The organism is Massilia niastensis DSM 21313 (assembly GCF_000382345.1).
In the GTDB taxonomy this organism is placed as follows: domain Bacteria; phylum Pseudomonadota; class Gammaproteobacteria; order Burkholderiales; family Burkholderiaceae_D; genus Telluria; species Telluria niastensis.
This window is the reverse complement of the sequence record NZ_KB908078.1, coordinates 196,015-215,461: the sequence shown is the minus strand read 5'-3', so window position 1 is coordinate 215,461 and position 19,447 is coordinate 196,015. Positions and strand designations below refer to the sequence as shown.

Below are 19,447 nucleotides of genomic sequence, written 5' to 3'. Positions count from 1 at the left end.
CCGTCCTCTCAGAACGGGAGCTCGGCGTCCGGCTTGGCGGCCAGGATCACGCGGCGGAACTCGCCCTGGATGCGTTCGAGCGCCTGCGGCGTCTCGGCCTCGAAGCGCAGCACCACGACCGGGGTCGTGTTCGAGGAACGGGCCAGGCCGAAGCCATCCGGGTATTCGACGCGCAGGCCGTCGATGTCGACGATGCGGTCGGAACCCGGGAAGCTCGCGCCGGTGCGCAGCTTGTCGATCAGCGCGAAGTTCTCGCCTTCGTGCAGGTGCAGGTGCAGCTCGGGGGTGCTGGAGGCGATCGGCAGGCCGTTCAGCAGGCTCGAGGGATCCTGTTCGCGGGTCAGCAGTTCGAGCATGCGCGCGCCCGAATACAGGCCGTCGTCGAAGCCGTACCAGCGGTCCTTGAAGAAGATATGGCCGCTCATCTCGCCGCCCAGCGGGGCGCCGGTTTCCTTCAGCTTGGCCTTGACCAGCGAGTGGCCGGTCTTCCACATCAGGGCCTTGCCGCCGTGCTGCTCGATCCACGGGCCGAGGTGGCGGGTGCACTTGACGTCGTACAGGATCTCGGCGCCCGGGTTGCGCGACAGGACGTCGGCTGCGAACAGCATCATCTGGCGGTCCGGGAAGATGATCTGGCCATCCTTGGTGACGATGCCGAGGCGGTCGCCGTCGCCGTCGAAGGCCAGGCCGATCTCGGCGTCGGTCTCCTGCAGGCAGCGGATCAGGTCTTCCAGGTTTTCCGGGTGCGCCGGGTCCGGGTGGTGGTTCGGGAAGTGGCCGTCCACCTCGCAGAACAGTTCGATGACTTCGCAGCCCATGCCGCGGAACAGCTCCGGCGCGAAGGCGCCGGCCACGCCGTTGCCGCAGTCGACCGCGATCTTGATCGGGCGCGCGATCTTGACGTCGCCGACGATGCGTTCGATGTAGGCGGCGCGGATGTCGTGGGTGCCGTAGGCGCCGCGCTGGTCGGCGACCTTGCCGTCATGGGCGGCGATGCTGTCATGCAGGGCGGTGATGGCCTCGCCGTGGATCGCTTCGCCCGCCAGCACCATCTTGAAGCCGTTGTAGTCCGGCGGATTGTGGCTGCCGGTGACCATGATGCCCGAGCGCGTGTCGAGCACGTTGGTGGCGAAGTACACCATCGGGGTGGCGACCATGCCGAGATCGATCACGTCGACGCCGGCGTCGCGCAGGCCGTCGCTGAGGGCCGCGGTCAGTTCCGGTCCGGACAGGCGGCCGTCGCGGCCGATCACTACCTTGCGCTCTCCCTTGGCCAGGGCGGCGGCGCCGAACGCACGGCCGATATGGCGCGCGATGCCGGTGTCGAGGGTCTTGCCGATGACGCCGCGGATGTCATAGGCCTTGAAGATCGTTTTAGAGAGAGCAACCATTTTCTTCCTTGGAGAGCTGGAGGCGGAGCGCGTGCACGACCGGCTGCCTGGGCGCCGTCACCGCCAGGAATGGGAGTAATGACAAAATGGCTGCCATTGTAACGGCAAAGCGGCTCCCCCGTGGAAACTGTCCCGGGAAGAGCCGCCTGTATTCCCGGCGCATGGCCGGGAGAAAATCAACCAGGCCAGGCCTGGATCGCGATCAGACGCGCAGTTTGTCGAGCGACTTGCCGCCTTCGACCCATTCCTTGACCCATTTCGGCTGGCGGCCGCGGCCGGTCCATTGCTGCGATGCGTTGTCCGGATGGCGGTAACGCACGGCGACCGTGGTGCCTTTGCCGGAGCCGCGCGCAGGCGTGGCGATCAGGTCTTTCAGGGGAACGCCAACGCTTTGTGCAATCGCCAGGATCTGCTCGCGTGCCTTTTGGACTTCCTGCACTTCACGCTTTTTCATCTCCTGCTTGATTTGCTCCTGCAGGTTGCGCAAATCGCCTACGGATAAATTCGACAGATCCATCATCATTCCCTCGTTCGTCAAGATTGGAAACAGGTCTGGCCAAAAAATCATTATCGATTTTTCATCGCATGAATTCTCACCAAATGTCGCATTATACTAACATTAATTAATTATTTCCGTCCTCTTCTTTTAAAAAAAAGCCAGCGCGGGGACTTGAATCGAACGATACGCACATACAACCACAGGTAACTGATGATAAACAACAAACAGAAGAGCATCAGCACGCCCGTATTCTTCCAGAACACGGTGGCCGGTATCACCGCCATCAATGAAAACAGCCATAAATAAGGCGAGGTGCGCGCATTGCGTTTCATCAGAGCCCGTGCTTCGCGCGGTCCGACCGTCCATTGCACCACGCGCCGGAAAATCAGGCTGTGCAGGTGTATCCCATCCGGCATGGCGGGCGACTTACCGCGTACGAACATTCTGCGGTAAGCCGAGAATATCGTTTCGAAGGCCGGGTAAATCAGCAGTAATGCGGCATACCAGGTGGAGACGCCGGGATTGCGCATCACCAGCAGCAGGGTCAGTTCTCCCAGCAGGAATCCGATCAGATAGGCGCCGCCATCGCCCAGGAAAATCAGCCCGACCGGATAATTCCAGATCAGGAAACCGGCGGTGGCGCCGGCCACGATCATCGCCATGACCAGGATGAACATATCGCCCACCTGGAGCGCGACATAAGCCAGCGACAGCAGCATGCAGATGCCGACCACGCTGGCCAGGCCATTGAATCCGTCGATGATATTGAAGGCATTGGCAATTCCCGCCACCGCCACCACCGTCAGCGGCAATACGATCCAGGCCGCCTGCAGCACCAGCACGCCCCAGGGGAAATCGACACGTTCCAGGCGCGCATCGAGCAGCAGGCAGGCGAGCAGCGCGGCGAACATCGTCAGCAATAGCCGGCGCGAGGGCGCCACCTTTCCGGTATAGTCCTCGGCAATTCCACCGGCCAGCGCAATGGCGCTGCAAGCGATCAGCGCCATCAGCCATGTCGCCATTGCCGGTTCGCGCAGCGCGGAAACAATTGAACTGAATGCCACGGCGAGAAAGATCGGCACCCCGCCGATCCGCGCCACTTCATGCGAATGCACTTTCTGGACGGCGTCGTAATCGCTGTCCAGCGCGGCATCGTGCTTTTTGGCGAACTTAATCACCAGCAGCGTCAGTATCGCGCAGGACAGGAAACTCACGAAAAATGAGACCATTAATGTTTTCTTTCGGTGCACTACGTGGAATTAACCCCGCTTCCGTTACAGGCACCTCGAAAAACCTGCTGCGCGTTTGCAATGCCGGCGCGCCCGCCGATGCCTGCGATGCTCGCCGTACTCTCGTACAGCTGCGCTTCCCGGCCAACATTGCTGCCGCTCGCTACGGTTTTTCGAGTTGCCTTACGGGGAATGGACGGCCACGGCACTCTTATCAATCTTGTAATGCCGTCCATTGTACCGGAATGGTCGGGTAATACCCATGACGGTTGTCCGTCACCGGCACGCTCGCGACAGACTGGATGGATATCCTTAGCGCATGCACAGCGCCAGCGCCTCGCGCCAGTCGGGCAACTGGCAGAAGCGCTGCATCAGGCGGGATGAATCCAGGCGTGAATTGACAGGGCGGCGGGCTTGCGCCGGATAGTCGGCGGTGCCGATCGGCACGACGCGGCAGGGGCTGCCGCTTTCCTGCATGATCGCCTCGGCAAAACCGGCCCAGCTGGTCTCGCCCTGGGCGCTCAGGTGGTACAGGCCGCGGTGCTTGCGCCACCAGGCCGGGCCGCCGACCTGGGCCTGGGCCAGGATGTGGGCGGTGGTCTGGGCGACCGTGCGGCACCAGGTCGGGGCGCCGACCTGGTCGGCCACCACCCGCACTTCGTCGCGCTCGGCCGCCAGGCGCAGCATGGTGCGCAGGAAGTTGTGGCCGCGCATGCCGTAGACCCAGCCGGTGCGCAGGATCAGGTGGGGAATGCCGGAAGACACGATGGCCTGCTCGCCCAGCATCTTGGTTTCGCCATAGACGTTGAGCGGCCTGGGGCGGTCGCCTTCGACGTAGGGGCCGTCCTTGGCGCCATCGAACACGTAATCGGTGGAGAAATGGACCAGCGTGGCGCCGATGTCGCGCGCCTGCAGCGCCATCACCCCGGGCGCCTGGGCATTGATGCGCAGCGCCAGCTCCGGCTCGCTCTCGGCGCGGTCGACGGCCGTGTAGGCGGCCGCGTTGACGATCAGCGCGGGACGCACGGCGCGCACCGCGTCGCGCACCTGGTCGAGGTTGGCCAGGTCGAGCCGGGCGCGGTCGCAGGCGACGATCTCGCCCAGCCCCTGCAGGCAACGCAGCAATTCGTAGCCGACCTGCCCGTTCACGCCGGTCAGCAGGATTTTCACGGAAACACCTCGGCCGCGTGCAAGGGTGTACCGGCGCGGTCCCTGGCCGACAGGATCGGCTCCCCCGCCAGCGGCCAGGCGATCCCGAGCGCCGGATCGTTCCACAGCAGCGTGCGCTCATGGACGGGCGACCAGTACTCGGTGGTCTTGTACAGGCACTCGGCGTACTCGCTCAGGGCCAGGAAGCCGTGCGCGCAGCCGGGCGGCACCCACAGCTGGCGCCGGTTCGCGGCCGACAGCTCGGCGCCGATCCAGCGCCCGAAGCTCGGGGACGCGGCGCGCAGGTCGACCACCACGTCATACACCGCGCCCGCGATCACCCGCACCAGCTTGCCCTGCGGCACCTGCACCTGGTAATGCAGGCCGCGCAGGACATTGCGCCGCGATCCGGAATGGTTGTCCTGCACGAACACGGGCGCCAGGCCGGTGGCATCCAGGAAGCTGCGCACGTTGTAGCTCTCGAGGAAGAACCCGCGCTCATCCTCCAGGACCCGCGGCTCGATCAGCAGCACGCCCTCGATCGCGGTGGCCGTGCAGGTCATCCCGGCACCCTGTCACGCAGCACGCGCCGCAGGTAGCGGCCGTAGTCGGTGCCCTGCAGCGGCGCCGCCAGGTTTTCCAGCGCCGCGGCATCGATGTAGCCGAGCCGGTACGCGACTTCTTCGGGCACGCCGATCTTCAGGCCCTGGCGATGCTCGATGGTGGCGATGAACTGGGACGCGTCGAGCAGCGAATCGCAGGTCCCGGTATCGAGCCAGGCGAAGCCGCGCTCCATCACCTCGACCCGCAGCCGTCCCGCCGCCAGGTAGGCCAGGTTGACGTCGGTGATTTCCAGCTCGCCGCGCGCCGAGGGGCGGATCGAGCGCGCGATCTCGCTGGCCTCGCCATCGTAGAAATACAGGCCGGTGACGGCGTAGTTCGACTTCGGCCGGGCCGGCTTTTCCTCGATCGACAGGGCGCGTGCGGCGGCATCGAATTCGACCACGCCGTAGCGCTCCGGATGGAGCACGTGGTAGGCGAACACGGTGGCGCCCTCCGCGTGGGCGGCGGCCGCCGCCAGGCGCTGCTGCAGCCCGTGGCCGTAGTACAGGTTGTCGCCCAGGATCAGCGCCGAGGGCTCGCCGTTCACGAAGTCGCGCCCGATCAGGTAGGCCTGTGCCAGTCCGTCGGGCGAAGGCTGCGCCGCGTACTGCAGGTTCAGCCCCCACCGGCTGCCGTCGCCCAGCAGCTGCGCGAACAGCGGCTGGTCCTGCGGCGTGGTGATGATCAGGATGTCGCGGATCCCGGCCAGCATCAGGGTGGTGAGCGGATAGTAGATCATCGGCTTGTCGTACACCGGCAGCAGCTGCTTGGACACCGCCACCGTCATCGGATACAGCCGGGTGCCGGAACCGCCGGCCAGGATGATGCCGCGCCGCCTGGTTTGTGCCGTCATGCCGCTGCCCCCCGCTGTGCGTCGTGCCGCTCGCCCCATTCCAGATGGGCGCCGCTGCCGACGCGCGCCACCCGGTCCCGATGCGCCAGGTACCAGCCTGCCGTGTCTTCCAGGCCGGCGGCGAACGCATGGACCGGCTGCCAGCCCAGTTCGCGCCTGGCCTTGCCGGAGTCGATCGCATAGCGCCGGTCGTGGCCCGGACGGTCCGCCACGAAGGCGATCTGGGCGCGCCGGCTGCGCTCCCCCGGCGCCAGCCGGTCGAGGATGTCGCACAAGGCGCCGACCAGCTCGAGGTTGCTCATTTCGCCGCCTCCTCCCAGGTTGTACGCCTGGCCCGGCCGTCCCGCTTCCAGCACCCGGCGCAGCGCGCTGCAATGGTCGCCCACATGCAGCCAGTCGCGCACCTGCCGGCCGTCGCCATACACGGGCAGCGGCTTGCCGGCGAGCGCATTGGCGATCATCAGGGGAATCAGCTTTTCGGGGAACTGGAACGGCCCGTAGTTGTTCGAACAGTTGGTCGTCAGGGTCGGCAGGCCGTAGGTGTGGTGGTAGGCGCGCACCAGGTGGTCCGCGGCGGCCTTCGAGGCCGCGTAGGGGCTGCTGGGGGCGTAGGGCGTGGTCTCGGTGAACGGCGGGTCGAGCGGGCCGAGGCTGCCGTATACTTCGTCGGTGGAGACGTGCAGGAAGCGGAACGCGGCGCGCTCCCCCGCGCCGAGCGTGGCCACATGGGCGCGCGCCGCTTCCAGCAGCGTGAACGTGCCCTGCACGTTGGTGGCCATGAACCGTTCCGGCGCGTGGATCGAGCGGTCCACGTGGCTCTCGGCCGCGAAGTGCAGGATCGCGCGCGGACGGTGCTGGCGCAGCAGGGCCGCGACCAGCGCGCCGTCGCCGATATCGCCGCGCACGAACAGGTGGCGCGCGTCGCCTTCCAGGCCGGCCAGGTTCCCGGGGTTGCCGGCATAGGTGAGCTTGTCGAGGTTCACGACAGGCTCATCGGACCGCGCCAGCCAGTCCAGGATGAAGTTTGCCCCGATAAAACCGGCACCGCCAGTGACCAAAATCATTTAGTATCCGCCAAAGCAATGTGTTTACGAGCGCATTTTACGTGAACTCGACCCCACCCACCGAAAGGCAACAGTGCTTCGCGGCCTGTCCAGAACAAGAACATGAGAACCTACGCGATTGGCGACCTGCAGGGCTGCGCACACGAGGCGCAGCTGCTGCTCGACCACATTATCGAAGATGCAAAAGGTGACGCGCGCATCCTGTTTGTCGGCGACCTGATCAACCGCGGTCCCGACTCGCTCACCGCGCTGCGGCGCATGAAGGCGCTGTCCGAGGCCAGCGGCGGCAAGGTCGAGGCCCTGCTCGGCAACCACGACCTGCACCTGATCGCGGTGGCGGTGGGCGCCCAGAGCGCCAGCCGGACCGACACCCTGGACGGGATCCTGGCCGCGCCCGACCGCGACGAGCTGATCGACTGGCTGCGGCGCCGGCCGCTGGCGATGTTCGTCGACGCCCACCTGCTGGTGCATGCCGGCGTGGCGGCGCAATGGGATGTGGCGCAGACCATGGCGCTGGCGGCCGAGGTGGAGGCGGTGCTGCGCGGCGACGGCTGGATCGACTTCCTGCGCCAGATGTACGGCAACGAGCCGAATCACTGGGACGACAGCCTGGCTGGGGTCGACCGCCTGCGCTGCATCGTCAACGCGCTCACGCGCATGCGGCTGTGCGAGCCGGACGGCAGCATGGACTTCAAGCACAAGGAAAGCGAGAGCGGGCCGGAAGGCTCGGGGCTGATTCCGTGGTTCGACCTGCCGCAGCGCAGGACCGCGAATGTGACGGTGGTGTTCGGCCACTGGTCGGCGCTGGGGCTGATCCTCAGGCCCAACCTGGTGGGACTGGACAGCGGCTGCGTGTGGGGCGGGAAGCTGACGGCGGTGTGCCTGGATGACCGCCGGCTGCTGCAGGTGGATTGTCCGGAATACCGGGAGCACAGCGGCAAGAAGTAGCGTGGGCGGCTGTGCCGCCTGCCCTACCGGCCGGCCGATACCGCCAGCGCCACCGCATCCTGCGCCGCCTGCGCCAGCTCGCGCCGGTGCGCGCCCAGCGTCTCCAATGGCGGCAGACAGGTCAGGCGCGCCCGCACGGGCGCCCCCTGCAGCACCGCGAACAGGCTGTCCACGAAGGTCGTCTCGTCCACGTAATCGATCGCCGGATGGTGGGCACCGTCCGCATCGAGATAGGCCAGCGCATACGGCTGCACCGCCACCTTCGCGTCGATCGCGGCCTCGAACAGGTTGGCGTGGAACGGCAGCACCTCGCCCTGGCGCGCGGTGGTCCCTTCGGGGAAGAACGCCACCCGCTGTCCCTGGTGCAGCACCTCGACCAGCCCCTTGAAGATGTGGCGCAGCTCGCGCCGGTTGCCGCGCGCGATGAAGACGGTGCCCGCGCTCGCCGCCAGCCAGCCCAGCACCGGCCAGGCCCTAATCTCGGCCTTGGCCACGAAGCGGCACGGGTGCAGCGCATTGATGACGAAGATGTCCAGCCACGACACGTGGTTGGCGACGATCAGCGCGTGCTCGAGCACCGGCGCGCCCGGCGCCTGCTCGACCGTGACGCTGCACCTGGCCAGCAGCCGGCGCGACCAGGCGCGCGTGAGGCGCTCGCGCAGGCCGATGGAAGCAAGCGGAAACACCAGCGCGCAGGTCGCCAGTCCCTCGGCCAGATGGACGACGACACGCGCAAGGCGCCAGGCAAGCCGGATCTTCAAGGCAGTGGGCACACGCGGGGCGGAAGCGCCGCCCACGGCTCAGCGCTGGAAGGCGACCTGGCCGCGCACGATCGTGGCCTTGACCTGCCCTGCCAGCTCGAAGCCCAGGAAAGGCGTGTGCTTGCCCTGGCTGGCCAGCGCCGAACGGTCCACGGTCCAGCGCACCTCGGGGTCGAACAGCACCACGTCGGCCGCCGCGCCCGGGGTCAGGGTGCCGGCCGGCAGCGCGGCGACGCGCGCCGCGTCGGCGGTGACCTTGCCGATCGCGCGCAGGAGCACACCCTCCGCGCCCGGCCCGCCCTGGTCTTCCGCCCACTTGAGCATCAGCGCCAGCAGCAGCTCCAGGCCGGTGGCGCCCGGCGAGGCTTCGCCGAACGGCAGCAGCTTCTCGTCGTCGTCGACCGGGGTGTGGTCCGAGCAGACCGCATCCACGGTGCCGTCCAGCAAACCGGCGCGGATCGCGTCGCGGTCGCGCTGGGCGCGCAGCGGCGGCGTGAGGCGCGCGTTGGAATCGAAGAAGCCGATGTCGGTGTCGATCATGTGCAGGTGGTGCACGCCGACATCGCAGGTGACCGGCAGGCCTTCCTTCTTGGCCGCCTTGATCAGCTCCAGGCCGGCGGCGGACGAGATGCGGCACAGGTGCACGCGCGCGCCGGTGGCGCGCATCAGTTCGAAGATCGTGTGCAGCGCGATGGTCTCGGACATGACCGGCACGCCCGACAGGCCCAGGCGCGAAGCCAGCGGGCCGCTGTGGGCCACGCCGCCGCGGCCGATGTGCGGGTCCTGCGGACGCAGCCACACGGTGAAGCCGAAGGTCTTCGCGTACTGCAGCGCGCGCAGCAGCACGGTGGTGTCGAGGATCGGTTCCTCGGCCTGGGCGAAGCCGATGCAGCCGGACTCGGTCAGCTCGGCCATCTCGGTCAGCGCCTGGCCCTTCAGGCCCACGGTCAGCGCGCCCAGCGGGTGCACGTTGGCCTGGTTCAGGATGCGCGCGCGGTGCTTGAGCATCTCCACCAGGCCCGGTTCGTCGAGCACCGGGTCGGTGTCCGGCGGGCACACCAGGGTGGTCACGCCGCCCTGCATCGCCGCCTGCATTTCCGATTCCAGGGTCGCCTTGTATTCATAGCCCGGCTCGCGCAGGCGCACCGAGAGGTCGACCAGGCCGGGGGCCACCACCAGGCCGCCGGCGTCGATGGTCTGGTCGGCGGCGAAGCCCGCCGGGGCGCTGCCGATCGCGGCGATCACGCCGTCCGCGATGAAGAGATCCTTGGTGTCGTCGATGCCGTTCGCCGGGTCGACCAGGCGCCCGTTCTTGATATGTAGTTTCATCCGTGGGTTCCTGCCAAAATGCTCATTACCGCCATCCGTACCGCGATCCCGAAGGTCACCTGCGGCAGGATCACCGCCTGGGCGCCGTCCGCCACCGCCGAGTCGATCTCGACGCCGCGGTTCATCGGGCCCGGGTGCATCACGATCGCGTCCGGCTTGGCCAGCGCCAGGCGCTCCGGGGTCAGGCCATAGCTCTTGAAATACTCCTGCGCCGACGGCAGCAGCGCGCCGCTCATGCGTTCGTTCTGCAGGCGCAGCATGATGATGACGTCGACGTCCTTCAGGCCTTCGTCCATGCTGGTGAACACGCGCACGCCCATCTGCTCCAGGCCGCCCGGCAGCAGGGTATGCGGGCCGATCGCGCGCACCTCGGGCACGCCCAGGGTGGTCAGCGCATGGATGTCCGAGCGCGCCACGCGGCTGTGCAGGATGTCGCCCACGATGGCCACGCGCAGGTTGGTGAAGTCCTTCTTGTAGTGGCGGATCGTGTACATGTCGAGCAGGCCCTGGGTCGGGTGCGCGTGGCGGCCGTCGCCGGCGTTCACCACGTGGACGTGCGACTGGCCGCTCTCGTTCAGGTGCTTGGCGATCAGGTAGGGCGCGCCCGACTGCGCATGGCGCACCACGAACATGTCGGCGTGCATGGCCGACAGGTTGTCGATGGTGTCGAGCAGCGACTCGCCCTTGCTGGCGGACGACGCCTGGATGTTCAGGTTGATCACGTCGGCCGACAGGCGCTTGGAGGCGATCTCGAAGGTGGTGCGGGTGCGCGTCGAGTTCTCGAAGAACAGGTTGAAGACGCTCTTGCCGCGCATCAGAGGCACCTTCTTCACCTCGCGGTCGGAAATGCCCACGAAGCTCGAGGCGGTGTCGAGGATGTGGTTGATGATGGCCTTGGGCAGTCCCTCGATGGTGAGCAGGTGCTGCAGCTCGCCGTTTTTGTTCAGTTGCGGGTTAAGCATTGTCTTCTTCGATGGTGAGCGAAAGGTGGCCGTCCGCGTCGCGCTGCAGGCAGAGCGACTGGTGCGGCTCCAGGGAGGCGCGGGTGCCGACGAAATCGGCCGACACCGGCAGTTCGCGCCCGCCGCGGTCGGCCAGCGCCGCCAGCCTGATGTTGGCCGGGCGACCGTAGTCGAACAGCACGTTGATCGCGGCGCGCACCGTGCGTCCGGTCTGGAGCACGTCGTCGACCAGCAGGACCGTGGCGCCGTCGACGTTGAAGCGGATGTGGGTCGGCTTGACGTCGGGGTGCAGTCCCTTCCTGGCGTAGTCGTCGCGGTAGAACGAGACGTCGATGGTGCCCAGGCGGCCGGTCAGGTCGAGGTCGCGCGCGAGGCGCTCGGCCAGCCAGGCGCCGCCGGAATGGATGCCGACGATGGCGACGTCGCGCACGCCGTCCAGGCCGGCGCGGACCTGGCCCAGCAGCTCTCGGTACAAGGCTTCCGCGTCGAGATCGGGTTTAGATGTTGGCATGATCGTCAAAGTATTGTTGCAAAATGATGGCAGCCGCCTTGTCGTCGATGACTTCGCCGCGCCTGGCGCTGAGCACGGCCGACGAATAGCGCTCGTCGACCAGCTCGACGGGCAGGTTGAAGCGGCCATGGAGCTGGTTGGCGAAGCGGCGGCTGCGCAGGGTCATGTCGTGCTCGGCGCCGTCGGGATGGCGCGGCTCGCCCACGACGAGGCGCGCCGGACGCCATTGGTCGATCAGCTCGCCAATGGCCTTGAAGCGCGTGGCGTTGTCGATGGCCCGGATGACGGTCAGGGGCTGAGCCTGACCCGTCAGGGTGTTGCCCATGGCGATTCCGATCCGCTTGACCCCGAAGTCGAACCCGAAAACGATGTCAACCATTATCACGCATGGCCGGCTTCGGTCGCAAGCATGAAGGGGTCGATACCCAGCAGTCTGATGGCGGCGGTATAGCGTTCCTCGATCGGCAGGTCGAACAGCACGTGGGCGTCCGCGCCCACCGTCAGCCAGCCGTTGCGCAGGATTTCTTCCTCGAGCTGGCCCGGACTCCAGCCGGCGTAGCCGATCGACACCAGCATGCGCGCCGGACCGGCGCCGCTGGCGACCGCTTCCAGCACGTCGATCGAGGTGGTGAACGACACCTCGTCGGTGACGTTGAGCGAGGACGAGTAGCGTCCGCTCGGCGTATGCAGCACGAAGCCGCGGTCGTCCTGGACCGGGCCGCCGAACATGATCGGCTCGTCCACGACGGTCGAGCGCAGGCCCTCGGCCAGTTTCAGGTCGATGCGGTCGAACAGCACTTCCATCGTCATGTCGGTCGGCTTGTTGATGACCACGCCGAGCACGCCTTTTTCATTGTGTTCGCACACATACACCACGGTGCCGCCGAAGATCGGATCCTGGATGGACGGCATTGCGATTAGAAAATGATTCGCCAGATTCAGCCCGGAAGGCGCCGGGCCGGTCTTCAAAAGCGTATCGTCGTGCTCCGGTGGCATGCCGGGCATTGGTAGAGTTTTGCCAACTTTGCTTTTTTTCATACGCGTACTCTCACAGGGCTCACTCTGGTTGAACGACCGCTTAAGTATCCACACAACAACATTAAGCTTTTCGTTAGTTTACACTGATTTGGCCGGACGCTTCTGGAAGCGTCCCGACACGCGCGCACCACGGCGATCCTAGACAGTAATATCAAGCCCCGCCTTGACCTCGCACACAATGATGACGACAAGCAATTCCCTGGTGTGGTTCCGGCGTGATTTGCGCGCCTTCGACCACGCCGCCCTGCAGCACGCGCTCGCCTCGTCCAGCCGGGTCGACTGCGCCTTCGTGTACGACACCGACATCCTCGACCCGCTCCCCCGCGACGACCGGAGAGTGCGCTTCATCCATGCCAGCCTGGCCAGCCTGGACGCGGAATTGCGCCGGCTGGGCGGCTACCTGATCGTGCGCCATGGACGCGCGGTCGACGTGATCCCGGCGCTGGCCAGTGAGCTCGGTGTCGCGGCGGTCCACGTCGGTACCGATTATGAACCTGCCGCAATCGAACGCGACGCACTGGTGGAAGAGCGCCTGTCCGCCCAGGGACGGCTATTGCTATCTCACAAGGACCAGGTGATCTTCGAGAAGGACGAGGTGCTGACCCTGGCCGGCCAGCCGTTCTCGGTATTCACACCCTACAAGAACGCCTGGCTCAAGCGCCTGGCGGCGCGGCCGGAAACCCTGGCGGCCTATCCGGTCGATGCCTACGCCCATGCGTTCGCGCCGCCGCCCGCTTCCGCGCCCGCCCTGCCCGCGCTGGCGGACATCGGCTTCGAGGATGGCGAGCCGCCGCTGCCGGCCGGGATGGAAGGCGCGGAAGCGCTGTTCGAGCGCTTCGTGGACGCCATGCGCGACTATGGCCGGGCGCGCGACTTCCCGGCCGAGGACGGCACTTCGCGGCTGTCGGCGCACCTGCGCTTCGGCACGACCTCGGTGCGCCACCTGGTGCGTACCGCGCAGCAGCTGGCGCTGTCCGGCGCCGGCGGCACGGGCGCCTCGACCTGGCTGTCGCAACTGATCTGGCGCGACTTCTACGCGATGATCCTGTACCGCCATCCGCACATGGTGGCGCGTTGCTTCAGGCCGGCCTTCGACGCCATCGAATGGGAAAGCGGGCCGGAGGCGGACGCGCTGTTCGCCGCCTGGTGCGAGGGGCGCACCGGCTATCCGCTGGTGGACGCGGCCATGACGCAGCTGAACCGCACCGGCTTCATGCACAACCGGCTGCGCATGGTGACGGCCAGTTTCCTGGTCAAGGACCTGGGCATCGACTGGCGGCGCGGCGAGCGCTATTTCGCCCTGAGACTCAACGACTATGAGCTGGCCTCGAACAACGGCGGCTGGCAGTGGGCGGCGTCGACCGGGTGCGATGCGCAGCCGTGGTTCAGGATCTTCAATCCGGTGACGCAGTCGCAGCGCTTCGATGCGCACGGGGAGTTCATCCGCAGCCAGCTGCCGCAGCTGGAGCGGCTGGGGGCGAAGGAGATCCATGCGCCGTGGCTGGTGCCGCCGGAACTGCTGGCGGAGAAAGGCGTGGTGCTGGGCGTGGATTATCCGGCGCCCCTGGTGGACCACGATGCGGCGCGCAAGCGGACGCTGGAGAGGTTTGCGGTCGTGAAGAAAGTGCAATGATGCGCCGGTGGTGCGCGGGAAAAAACGCCCCCCCCTCCTCTGCGGGAACCCGGGTTCTCCCCTAAGCCGTACCGGTATTCAGCCCCGCATCCCGCCCCAGCAGGCTCGCAATCGCCTCCAGCAGCACCTCTTCCTGGTAGGGCTTGCCGAAATACGCGTTCACGCCCAGCCCCAGCGCGACATTGCGGTGCTTGTCCGCCGTCCGCGAGGTGATCATGATGATCGGAATCTGCTGGGTCGCCTCGTTCCCGCGCACATGGCGGGTCAGGTCGAAGCCATCCATGCGCGGCATCTCGATGTCGACCAGCATCAGGTCGGGCGCCTGCTGCCCGATCAGCTCGAGCGCCTCGACGCCGTCCTTGGCCAGCACCACCAGGTAGCCTTCGCGTTCCAGCAGGCGCTGGGTCACGCGGCGCACGGTGACCGAATCGTCCACCACCATCACGGTCGGGCGCTGCACCTGGCGCGCCACCTCGGCCTGCACGCGGCCGCGGCCGGGGGCGCGCTGGGCCAGGGCCAGCGGATCGAGGATCAGCACGATCTCGCCCGAACCCAGCACCGTCGCGCCCGCGATTCCCTTCACGCGCGACAGCTGCGGCCCGATGTTCTTGACCACCACCTCGCGGTTGCCCAGCACCTCGTCGACGCGCAGCGCGATGCGGCTGCTGCCGCTGCCCAGCACCAGCACCGGGGTCGAGCGCTGCACCGGAGTGCGCGCGCCCTCGCCGCCCACCAGGTCCTGCAGCTCGTGCAGGGCCAGCGTGTCGCCCCCGAGCACGATCCGGCCCGCGTCGCGCGCCGCGAGCAGGTCGGCCTCGCGCACCTGCTGCACCTGCTCCACCAGGGTGGCCGGCACCGCATGGGTGCGTCCGCCCGCCGCCACCAGCACCACCTGCGCCACCGCCAGGGTCAGCGGCAGGTGGATGGTGAAGCGCGCTCCCTTGCCCGGCTCGGACACGATGGCCACGCGGCCGCCCAGCGCCTGCGCCTCGGAGCGCACCACGTCCATGCCGACGCCGCGCCCGGCCAGCTCGGTCAGCGTGTCCGCCGTCGAGAAACCGGGCTCGAAGATCAGTTCCGCCGCTTCCTGGTCCGACACCTGCTCGTCCTCGCCCAGCAGGCCGGTCGCGCGCGCCTTGGCGCGGATCCGGTCGAGGTCGAGGCCGGCGCCGTCGTCGCCGAACTGGAGCACCACTTCATTGCCGTGCTGGCTCACCTGCACCAGCAGTTCGCCGGTGTCCGGCTTGCCCGCCGCCTGGCGCTGCGCGCGCGGCTCGATGCCGTGCACGATCGCATTGCGCAGCAGGTGCTCGAACGGCGCCGCCATCTGTTCCAGCACGCTGCGGTCGATCTCGACCGCGCTGCCGCGGATGTCGAGGTTGACGCGCTTGTCGGTTTCCTTGGCGGTCTGGCGCGCGACGCGGAACAGGCGTTCCGACAGGCTCGCGAACGGCACCATCCGCACCCGCATCAGGTCGCGCTGCAGTTCGCGCGTCAGGCGCGACTGCGCGGCCAGCTCCTCGGTGGCGCTGTCCACCGTGCGCCCCAGGGCTTCCTGGAACGAGGCGACGTCGTTCACGCTCTCGGCGATCATGCGCGTGAGTTCCTGAAGGCGCGTGAAGCGGTCGAATTCGAGCGGGTCGAATTCGCGCTCGCCCGCGATCGACAGGCGCGAGGCGATCTGCGACTCGGCCTGCATCTCGATCTCGCGCAGCTGGCGCCGCAGGCGCGCCACGTTGTCGGAGAAATCGTTCAGCGCGCCCTTGAGCGAACCGACCTGGGTTTCCAGCTTCGAGCGCGTGATCGACACCTCGCCGGCCTGGTTCACGACGCGGTCGAGGATGTCGGCGCGCACCCGCACCAGCGGGGCGCGTGCGGCCGGCGCGGCCGGCGCAGCCGGCGCAGCGGCGGCCGCAAGTTCGGCTGCGGGCGCCGCGGCCTGCGCCTCGGGCGCCGCGGCCGGACGCGGCTGCTGCAGCTGCTCGAACAGCAGCTGCGCCTGGTCGTAGTTGGCCAGCAGTTCGTCGAAGGCGGCCGGGTTCGAGGTGCCGGCGTGCACCATGTTCTCGACCTGGGTCTCCAGCTCGTGCGTGTGCTGGCCCAGGCGCATCGCGCCCGCCATGCGCGCACTGCCCTTGACCGTGTGCAGGGCGCGCTGCAGGCCCTGCGCGATCGCGGTGTCCGCCGGATTCTGCTGCCATGCGCGCAGGCCGTTGCCGATCTGCGGGAACAGGTCGGCCGCCTCTTCCAGGAACACCGGCAGCAGGTCCGGGTCCAGCTCGTCGGCGAACACCGGCGCGCCGCCCAGCACGATGTCGGCCGGCTCCTGCGCAAGCGGCCGGGTGAGGATCGCTTCGTCCGGCGTCACCGCCACGAAACCTCCGGCGTGCGCATCGTCCCAGTCTTCCTGCAGCACTGCTTCGTCCGGGGTCACCGCCACGAAGTCGTCCTCGAGCGGCGGTTCGGCCTGTTCACCGCTTTCCTGCAGTACCGCTTCGTCCGGCGTCACCGCCACGAAGTCGGCCTCCACAGGCAGCGCGGTCCTTTCGCCGTGTTCCTGCAGCACCGCTTCGTCCGGCGTCACCGCCACGAAGTCCGCCTCGAGCGGCGGTTCGGGTTCTTCCCCGCTTTCCTGCGGCGCCGCCTGCACCAGTGCGGGCGCCGCGAAGGGATCGTCGAGGAAGGCGTCGAACAGGTCGTCGATGCCGTCCGCCACCGGCGCCGCCGGCGCGTCGGGCGCGGCAGCCGGCTGCGGCTCGAACAGCGGCGGCGCCGCCATCAGGCCCTCGTAGGCCGTGGCGAACAGGGCGTCGAGCCGTTGCGCCAGCTCGGGATCGGCTTCGCCATACACGGCCGCCGCCTGCTGGCTCGCCACCCGCTCGCACAGCAGGTCGAGCTGGGCGACCAGGTCGGGCTGGGGCGGCGCCAGTTCGCCCAGGGCGAACACCTGCAGCATCGTGCGCATGCGCGACAGGGTCGCGTCGAACAGGTCGCGCTGCCCATCCTCGATCGCCGCGCCGGGCGTCACCAGTCTTTCGAGCGTCGCTTCGAGCGCACGGGCGACGTCGCGCAGCGCGCCATAGCCGACCGTGGCCGAGGCGCCGGCCAGGGTATGCGCGGCCTTCAGGCCATCCGGCGACACGGTGCGGTGCGGCTCGCGGCGCCAGGCCTCGAATTCCTGCGCCAGGGTGTCGCACAGCTGCGCGGTCTCGCCCAGGTAGATGTCGTACAGCGCCAGCGGAATGCGCAGCTCGCCGACGCGCTTGATCCCGTCGTCCGCAAGCATGGCGTCGTGCGCGGCGTCCTGCGCGGCCGCCGGTTCGAACGCCCCGCCTTCCTGCACCCGCGCCGCCGCTTCGATGAGCGCGGCGCCGTCGCGCGCCGGCGCGCGGCCGGCGGCCAGCTCGGCCACCCAGGCATCCAGTTCGGCATGCGCGTGCGCGAGCAGCGCCAGCAGGTCGGCAGTGGCCGGCCGGGTGTCGGCCAGCCACACATTCATCACGCGCTCGATGGCGGCCGCGGTGTCGGCGAAGCGTTCCAGCGCCACCATGCGGCTGCTGCCCTTGAGCGTGTGGAAGGAACGGCGCAGCAGGGTCAGGGCTTCCTGGCTGGCCGGGTCTTGCGCCGCGAGCGGCAGGGTGGCGCCGACGAAGCCCAGCACTTCCTGCGCCTCGGCGATGAAGATCTCGAGCAGTTCGGCATCGATCGCGTCCGGCTCCTCCTGCGGCTGCGCCACGGGTTCCGGCTGCGTCTCGACGAATTCGTAGGGCATCTCGCGCAGCAGGCGCTTGTCGGCGTCGAACGTGAAGCGGTCCTTCGCGGTCTCGCTGTCCTGCGCCATCAGGTCGGCGAAGAAGCCGAGCGCGCCGATGTTCTGCGCGATGTTGTGCAGCGCCGCGTGCTGGTTGGTGACGTCGCCGTCGAACTCCGCCAGCCTGCGCACTTCGTCGGCGACGTGGCGGGTCGCCAGCACCGCCTCGTCCTGGTCCAGGATCGCGAGCGCGCCCTGCAGCTGGTGCAGCACCGGGGTGGCCTGTTCGAGCACCTGGCGCTTCGACGGATCGTCGTAATACGCGTCGAGCAGCTTCTCGATCTGGCGCAGGCCGGCCTTGATCTCGCCGGCCAGCACCGCCACGGTCTGGCCCTGCTGGATCTGGCGCGCCAGCTCGCCCTGCCAGTGTCCGGCGTCCGGCGGCGTTTCGCCGGCCGCCAGCGCCAGCAGGCGCGCGCCCACGGCTTCGGCGTTCTCGGCGAAATCCTCGGGCAGCTGGCGCAGCTGGTCCAGGCCGTTCTCGACGAACAGCATGGCGGCCGCCATCTCGAGGCCGAAGCGGTCGCTGCGGCCGGACGAGATCGAATCGGTCGCAGCGCGTCCCAGTTCGCGCAGCAGCTGGGCCAGCGCGGGCGCGCCCAGCTTTTCGCTGGCGCCGGCCAGGCGCGCCAGCGCGTCGTTGAAATCGTCCTCGACGAGCTCGTCCGATTCGGTCGCGATGCGGTCCCAGTCGGACTTGGTGCGGGCCAGCGCTTCGCGCGCTTCCTTCAGCGCCGCCTGGTCGATCCTGCCGTAGCGCCGCTCCTGGTAGTCGACGGGGACCGCGCCCGCCAGTCCCAGCGCCTGGCGCAAGGCCTGCGCTTCAAGACCGGGATCAGGCGCGGCGGCGACGAAGAACAGCGCATCGCGCAGCATCGCGTCGGGCGTGCCGCCCTGCCCCTGCGACAGGCGGCGCACCTGCAGGTTGATCTGGCCGAACAACTGCTTGACGTACAGGTCGCCCGCCACCTGCCCTTCCGCCACCACGGCGGCGAAGGCATGCATGGCCTGCCAGAACAGGCGCGCGCGCCGGTCCTGCTGGGCGCCGGCAATCGGCGCGATCGCGTCGCGCATGCCGGCGGCGTGTGCGCCGCCCTGGGCGGCGTCCGCGCTTTTCAGGTAGGGCAGCAGGGATTTCTCGAAGCGCGCGCGGCAGGCCGCGTAGTCGGGCGCGCCGTCCGCGGGAGCGGCCGGCAGTTCGGGCAGCGACGACAGGTCGAGCGCCAGCAGCTCGGACGGATGGATGCGCTGCGCGCCCAGCTTTTCCTGCAGGTCGCGGAAATACGGGAACAGGCGGGCCGGCTGCTGCGGCGCGCCCTTCATCAGCTCGTCGAGGTATTCGACCAGCGCCTGGTAGGCGTCCTGCAGCAGCCTGGCGTTGTCCGCCGTGCATGGCAGGGCGCCGTCCTTGAAGCGGTCGATCAGCTGTTCGGCGGCGCCGGTGAAGGCGCCCACGCCTTCGACGTCGACCATCTGCAGGGCGCCATGGGCCTGGTGCAGGTGGGTCTTGGCGTGCAGCAGCAGGGTCGGCTGGGCTTCAAGGCTGCGCCCCGAGGCGTCGCGCACCGCGGCGCCGGAGCGCTCCAGCGCATCGCGGATCTCGCCGATCACCCAGGACAGCGGGCCGGTGTCGAAGCCGCCCGCGCGCATCGTGGTCGTCATCATC

The 19,447-nt window shown here is 68.2% G+C and carries 16 protein-coding genes; 2 read left to right on the top strand and 14 right to left on the bottom strand.

Annotated elements, in window-relative coordinates; translation table 11 throughout:
* Positions 1 to 8: 8 nt before the first annotated feature.
* From H162_RS0103315 to rfbB, 7 genes are all read right to left on the bottom strand, one after another.
* Positions 9 to 1,391 carry a phosphomannomutase/phosphoglucomutase gene (locus H162_RS0103315; RefSeq protein WP_020652027.1) on the bottom strand — a complete coding sequence of 461 codons (1,383 nt, stop codon included), beginning with the start codon at positions 1,389 to 1,391 and terminating at the stop codon, positions 9 to 11.
* A gap of 202 nt (positions 1,392 to 1,593) precedes the next feature.
* Positions 1,594 to 1,908 (bottom strand): H-NS histone family protein, encoded by a 315-nt coding sequence (locus H162_RS0103310; protein ID WP_026354173.1) that lies wholly within the window; start codon positions 1,906 to 1,908, stop codon positions 1,594 to 1,596.
* Positions 1,909 to 2,018: 110 nt separating this feature from the next.
* Complete coding sequence (locus H162_RS0103305; protein ID WP_020652025.1) at positions 2,019 to 3,119, bottom strand: MraY family glycosyltransferase; 1,101 nt, start codon at positions 3,117 to 3,119, stop codon at positions 2,019 to 2,021.
* 312 nt (positions 3,120 to 3,431) lie between these two features.
* The gene (gene rfbD / locus H162_RS0103300) at positions 3,432 to 4,289 is read right to left on the bottom strand and encodes a dTDP-4-dehydrorhamnose reductase (RefSeq protein WP_020652024.1); all 858 of its coding nucleotides are present in this window, start codon (positions 4,287 to 4,289) and stop codon (positions 3,432 to 3,434) included.
* Positions 4,286 to 4,831 (bottom strand): dTDP-4-dehydrorhamnose 3,5-epimerase, encoded by a 546-nt coding sequence (gene rfbC / locus H162_RS0103295; RefSeq protein ID WP_020652023.1) that lies wholly within the window; start codon positions 4,829 to 4,831, stop codon positions 4,286 to 4,288. Before rfbC ends, rfbD begins: the two co-directional genes overlap by 4 nt.
* On the bottom strand, positions 4,828 to 5,724 hold the full coding sequence (gene rfbA, locus H162_RS0103290) for a glucose-1-phosphate thymidylyltransferase RfbA (protein ID WP_020652022.1): 897 nt from the start codon (positions 5,722 to 5,724) through the stop codon (positions 4,828 to 4,830). Before rfbA ends, rfbC begins: the two co-directional genes overlap by 4 nt.
* Positions 5,721 to 6,788, bottom strand: a complete 1,068-nt coding sequence (gene rfbB, locus H162_RS0103285) for a dTDP-glucose 4,6-dehydratase (RefSeq protein ID WP_020652021.1) — start codon at positions 6,786 to 6,788, stop codon at positions 5,721 to 5,723. Before rfbB ends, rfbA begins: the two co-directional genes overlap by 4 nt.
* Positions 6,789 to 6,890: 102 nt before the next feature.
* Here rfbB and H162_RS0103280 point away from each other — a divergent pair, with 102 nt between their 5' ends.
* Positions 6,891 to 7,736 carry a symmetrical bis(5'-nucleosyl)-tetraphosphatase gene (locus H162_RS0103280; RefSeq protein WP_020652020.1) on the top strand — a complete coding sequence of 282 codons (846 nt, stop codon included), beginning with the start codon at positions 6,891 to 6,893 and terminating at the stop codon, positions 7,734 to 7,736.
* Between the two features lie 23 nt (positions 7,737 to 7,759).
* On the opposite strand, the gene H162_RS0103275 is transcribed toward H162_RS0103280, so the two are convergent.
* The 6 genes from H162_RS0103275 to H162_RS0103250 are packed head-to-tail and all read right to left on the bottom strand — an operon-like array spanning position 7,760 to position 12,295.
* Entirely contained in the window at positions 7,760 to 8,497 is a 738-nt protein-coding gene (locus tag H162_RS0103275; RefSeq protein ID WP_020652019.1) for a lysophospholipid acyltransferase family protein, read from the bottom strand.
* 39 nt (positions 8,498 to 8,536) lie between these two features.
* Complete coding sequence (locus tag H162_RS0103270; protein WP_020652018.1) at positions 8,537 to 9,826, bottom strand: dihydroorotase; 1,290 nt, start codon at positions 9,824 to 9,826, stop codon at positions 8,537 to 8,539.
* Positions 9,823 to 10,788: an aspartate carbamoyltransferase catalytic subunit gene (locus H162_RS0103265; protein WP_020652017.1), complete on the bottom strand. Its 966-nt coding sequence runs from the start codon at positions 10,786 to 10,788 to the stop codon at positions 9,823 to 9,825. Before H162_RS0103265 ends, H162_RS0103270 begins: the two co-directional genes overlap by 4 nt.
* On the bottom strand, positions 10,781 to 11,299 hold the full coding sequence (gene pyrR / locus H162_RS0103260; protein WP_026354172.1) for a bifunctional pyr operon transcriptional regulator/uracil phosphoribosyltransferase PyrR: 519 nt from the start codon (positions 11,297 to 11,299) through the stop codon (positions 10,781 to 10,783). Before pyrR ends, H162_RS0103265 begins: the two co-directional genes overlap by 8 nt.
* Positions 11,286 to 11,678 (bottom strand): Holliday junction resolvase RuvX, encoded by a 393-nt coding sequence (gene ruvX, locus H162_RS0103255; RefSeq protein ID WP_020652015.1) that lies wholly within the window; start codon positions 11,676 to 11,678, stop codon positions 11,286 to 11,288. Before ruvX ends, pyrR begins: the two co-directional genes overlap by 14 nt.
* A 2-nt stretch (positions 11,679 to 11,680) precedes the next feature.
* Positions 11,681 to 12,295, bottom strand: coding sequence for a YqgE/AlgH family protein (locus H162_RS0103250; protein ID WP_051109871.1), 615 nt, complete (start codon positions 12,293 to 12,295; stop codon positions 11,681 to 11,683).
* A 223-nt stretch (positions 12,296 to 12,518) separates the two neighbouring features.
* Between H162_RS0103250 and H162_RS0103245 the strand changes: the two genes are divergently transcribed.
* Positions 12,519 to 13,970 (top strand): cryptochrome/photolyase family protein, encoded by a 1,452-nt coding sequence (locus H162_RS0103245; protein ID WP_026354169.1) that lies wholly within the window; start codon positions 12,519 to 12,521, stop codon positions 13,968 to 13,970.
* Between the two features lie 61 nt (positions 13,971 to 14,031).
* Here H162_RS0103245 and H162_RS0103240 read toward each other — a convergent pair whose 3' ends face one another.
* Positions 14,032 to 19,446 (bottom strand): hybrid sensor histidine kinase/response regulator, encoded by a 5,415-nt coding sequence (locus H162_RS0103240; RefSeq protein ID WP_020652012.1) that lies wholly within the window; start codon positions 19,444 to 19,446, stop codon positions 14,032 to 14,034.
* Position 19,447: the final 1 nt, after the last annotated feature.

What these genes read in the sequence shown, in the direction of transcription:
- H162_RS0103315 (WP_020652027.1), bottom strand. Translation starts at nt 1,391, where the DNA reads ATGGTTGCTCTCTCTAAAACGATCTTCAAGGCCTATGACATCCGCGGC.
- H162_RS0103310 (WP_026354173.1), bottom strand. Translation starts at nt 1,908, where the DNA reads ATGGATCTGTCGAATTTATCCGTAGGCGATTTGCGCAACCTGCAGGAG.
- H162_RS0103305 (WP_020652025.1), bottom strand. Translation starts at nt 3,119, where the DNA reads ATGGTCTCATTTTTCGTGAGTTTCCTGTCCTGCGCGATACTGACGCTG.
- rfbC (WP_020652023.1), bottom strand. Translation starts at nt 4,831, where the DNA reads ATGACCTGCACGGCCACCGCGATCGAGGGCGTGCTGCTGATCGAGCCG.
- rfbA (WP_020652022.1), bottom strand. Translation starts at nt 5,724, where the DNA reads ATGACGGCACAAACCAGGCGGCGCGGCATCATCCTGGCCGGCGGTTCC.
- rfbB (WP_020652021.1), bottom strand. Translation starts at nt 6,788, where the DNA reads ATGATTTTGGTCACTGGCGGTGCCGGTTTTATCGGGGCAAACTTCATC.
- H162_RS0103280 (WP_020652020.1), top strand. Translation starts at nt 6,891, where the DNA reads ATGAGAACCTACGCGATTGGCGACCTGCAGGGCTGCGCACACGAGGCG.
- H162_RS0103270 (WP_020652018.1), bottom strand. Translation starts at nt 9,826, where the DNA reads ATGAAACTACATATCAAGAACGGGCGCCTGGTCGACCCGGCGAACGGC.
- H162_RS0103265 (WP_020652017.1), bottom strand. Translation starts at nt 10,788, where the DNA reads ATGCTTAACCCGCAACTGAACAAAAACGGCGAGCTGCAGCACCTGCTC.
- pyrR (WP_026354172.1), bottom strand. Translation starts at nt 11,299, where the DNA reads ATGCCAACATCTAAACCCGATCTCGACGCGGAAGCCTTGTACCGAGAG.
- ruvX (WP_020652015.1), bottom strand. Translation starts at nt 11,678, where the DNA reads ATGGTTGACATCGTTTTCGGGTTCGACTTCGGGGTCAAGCGGATCGGA.
- H162_RS0103250 (WP_051109871.1), bottom strand. Translation starts at nt 12,295, where the DNA reads ATGCCACCGGAGCACGACGATACGCTTTTGAAGACCGGCCCGGCGCCT.
- H162_RS0103245 (WP_026354169.1), top strand. Translation starts at nt 12,519, where the DNA reads ATGACGACAAGCAATTCCCTGGTGTGGTTCCGGCGTGATTTGCGCGCC.
- H162_RS0103240 (WP_020652012.1), bottom strand. Translation starts at nt 19,446, where the DNA reads ATGATGACGACCACGATGCGCGCGGGCGGCTTCGACACCGGCCCGCTG.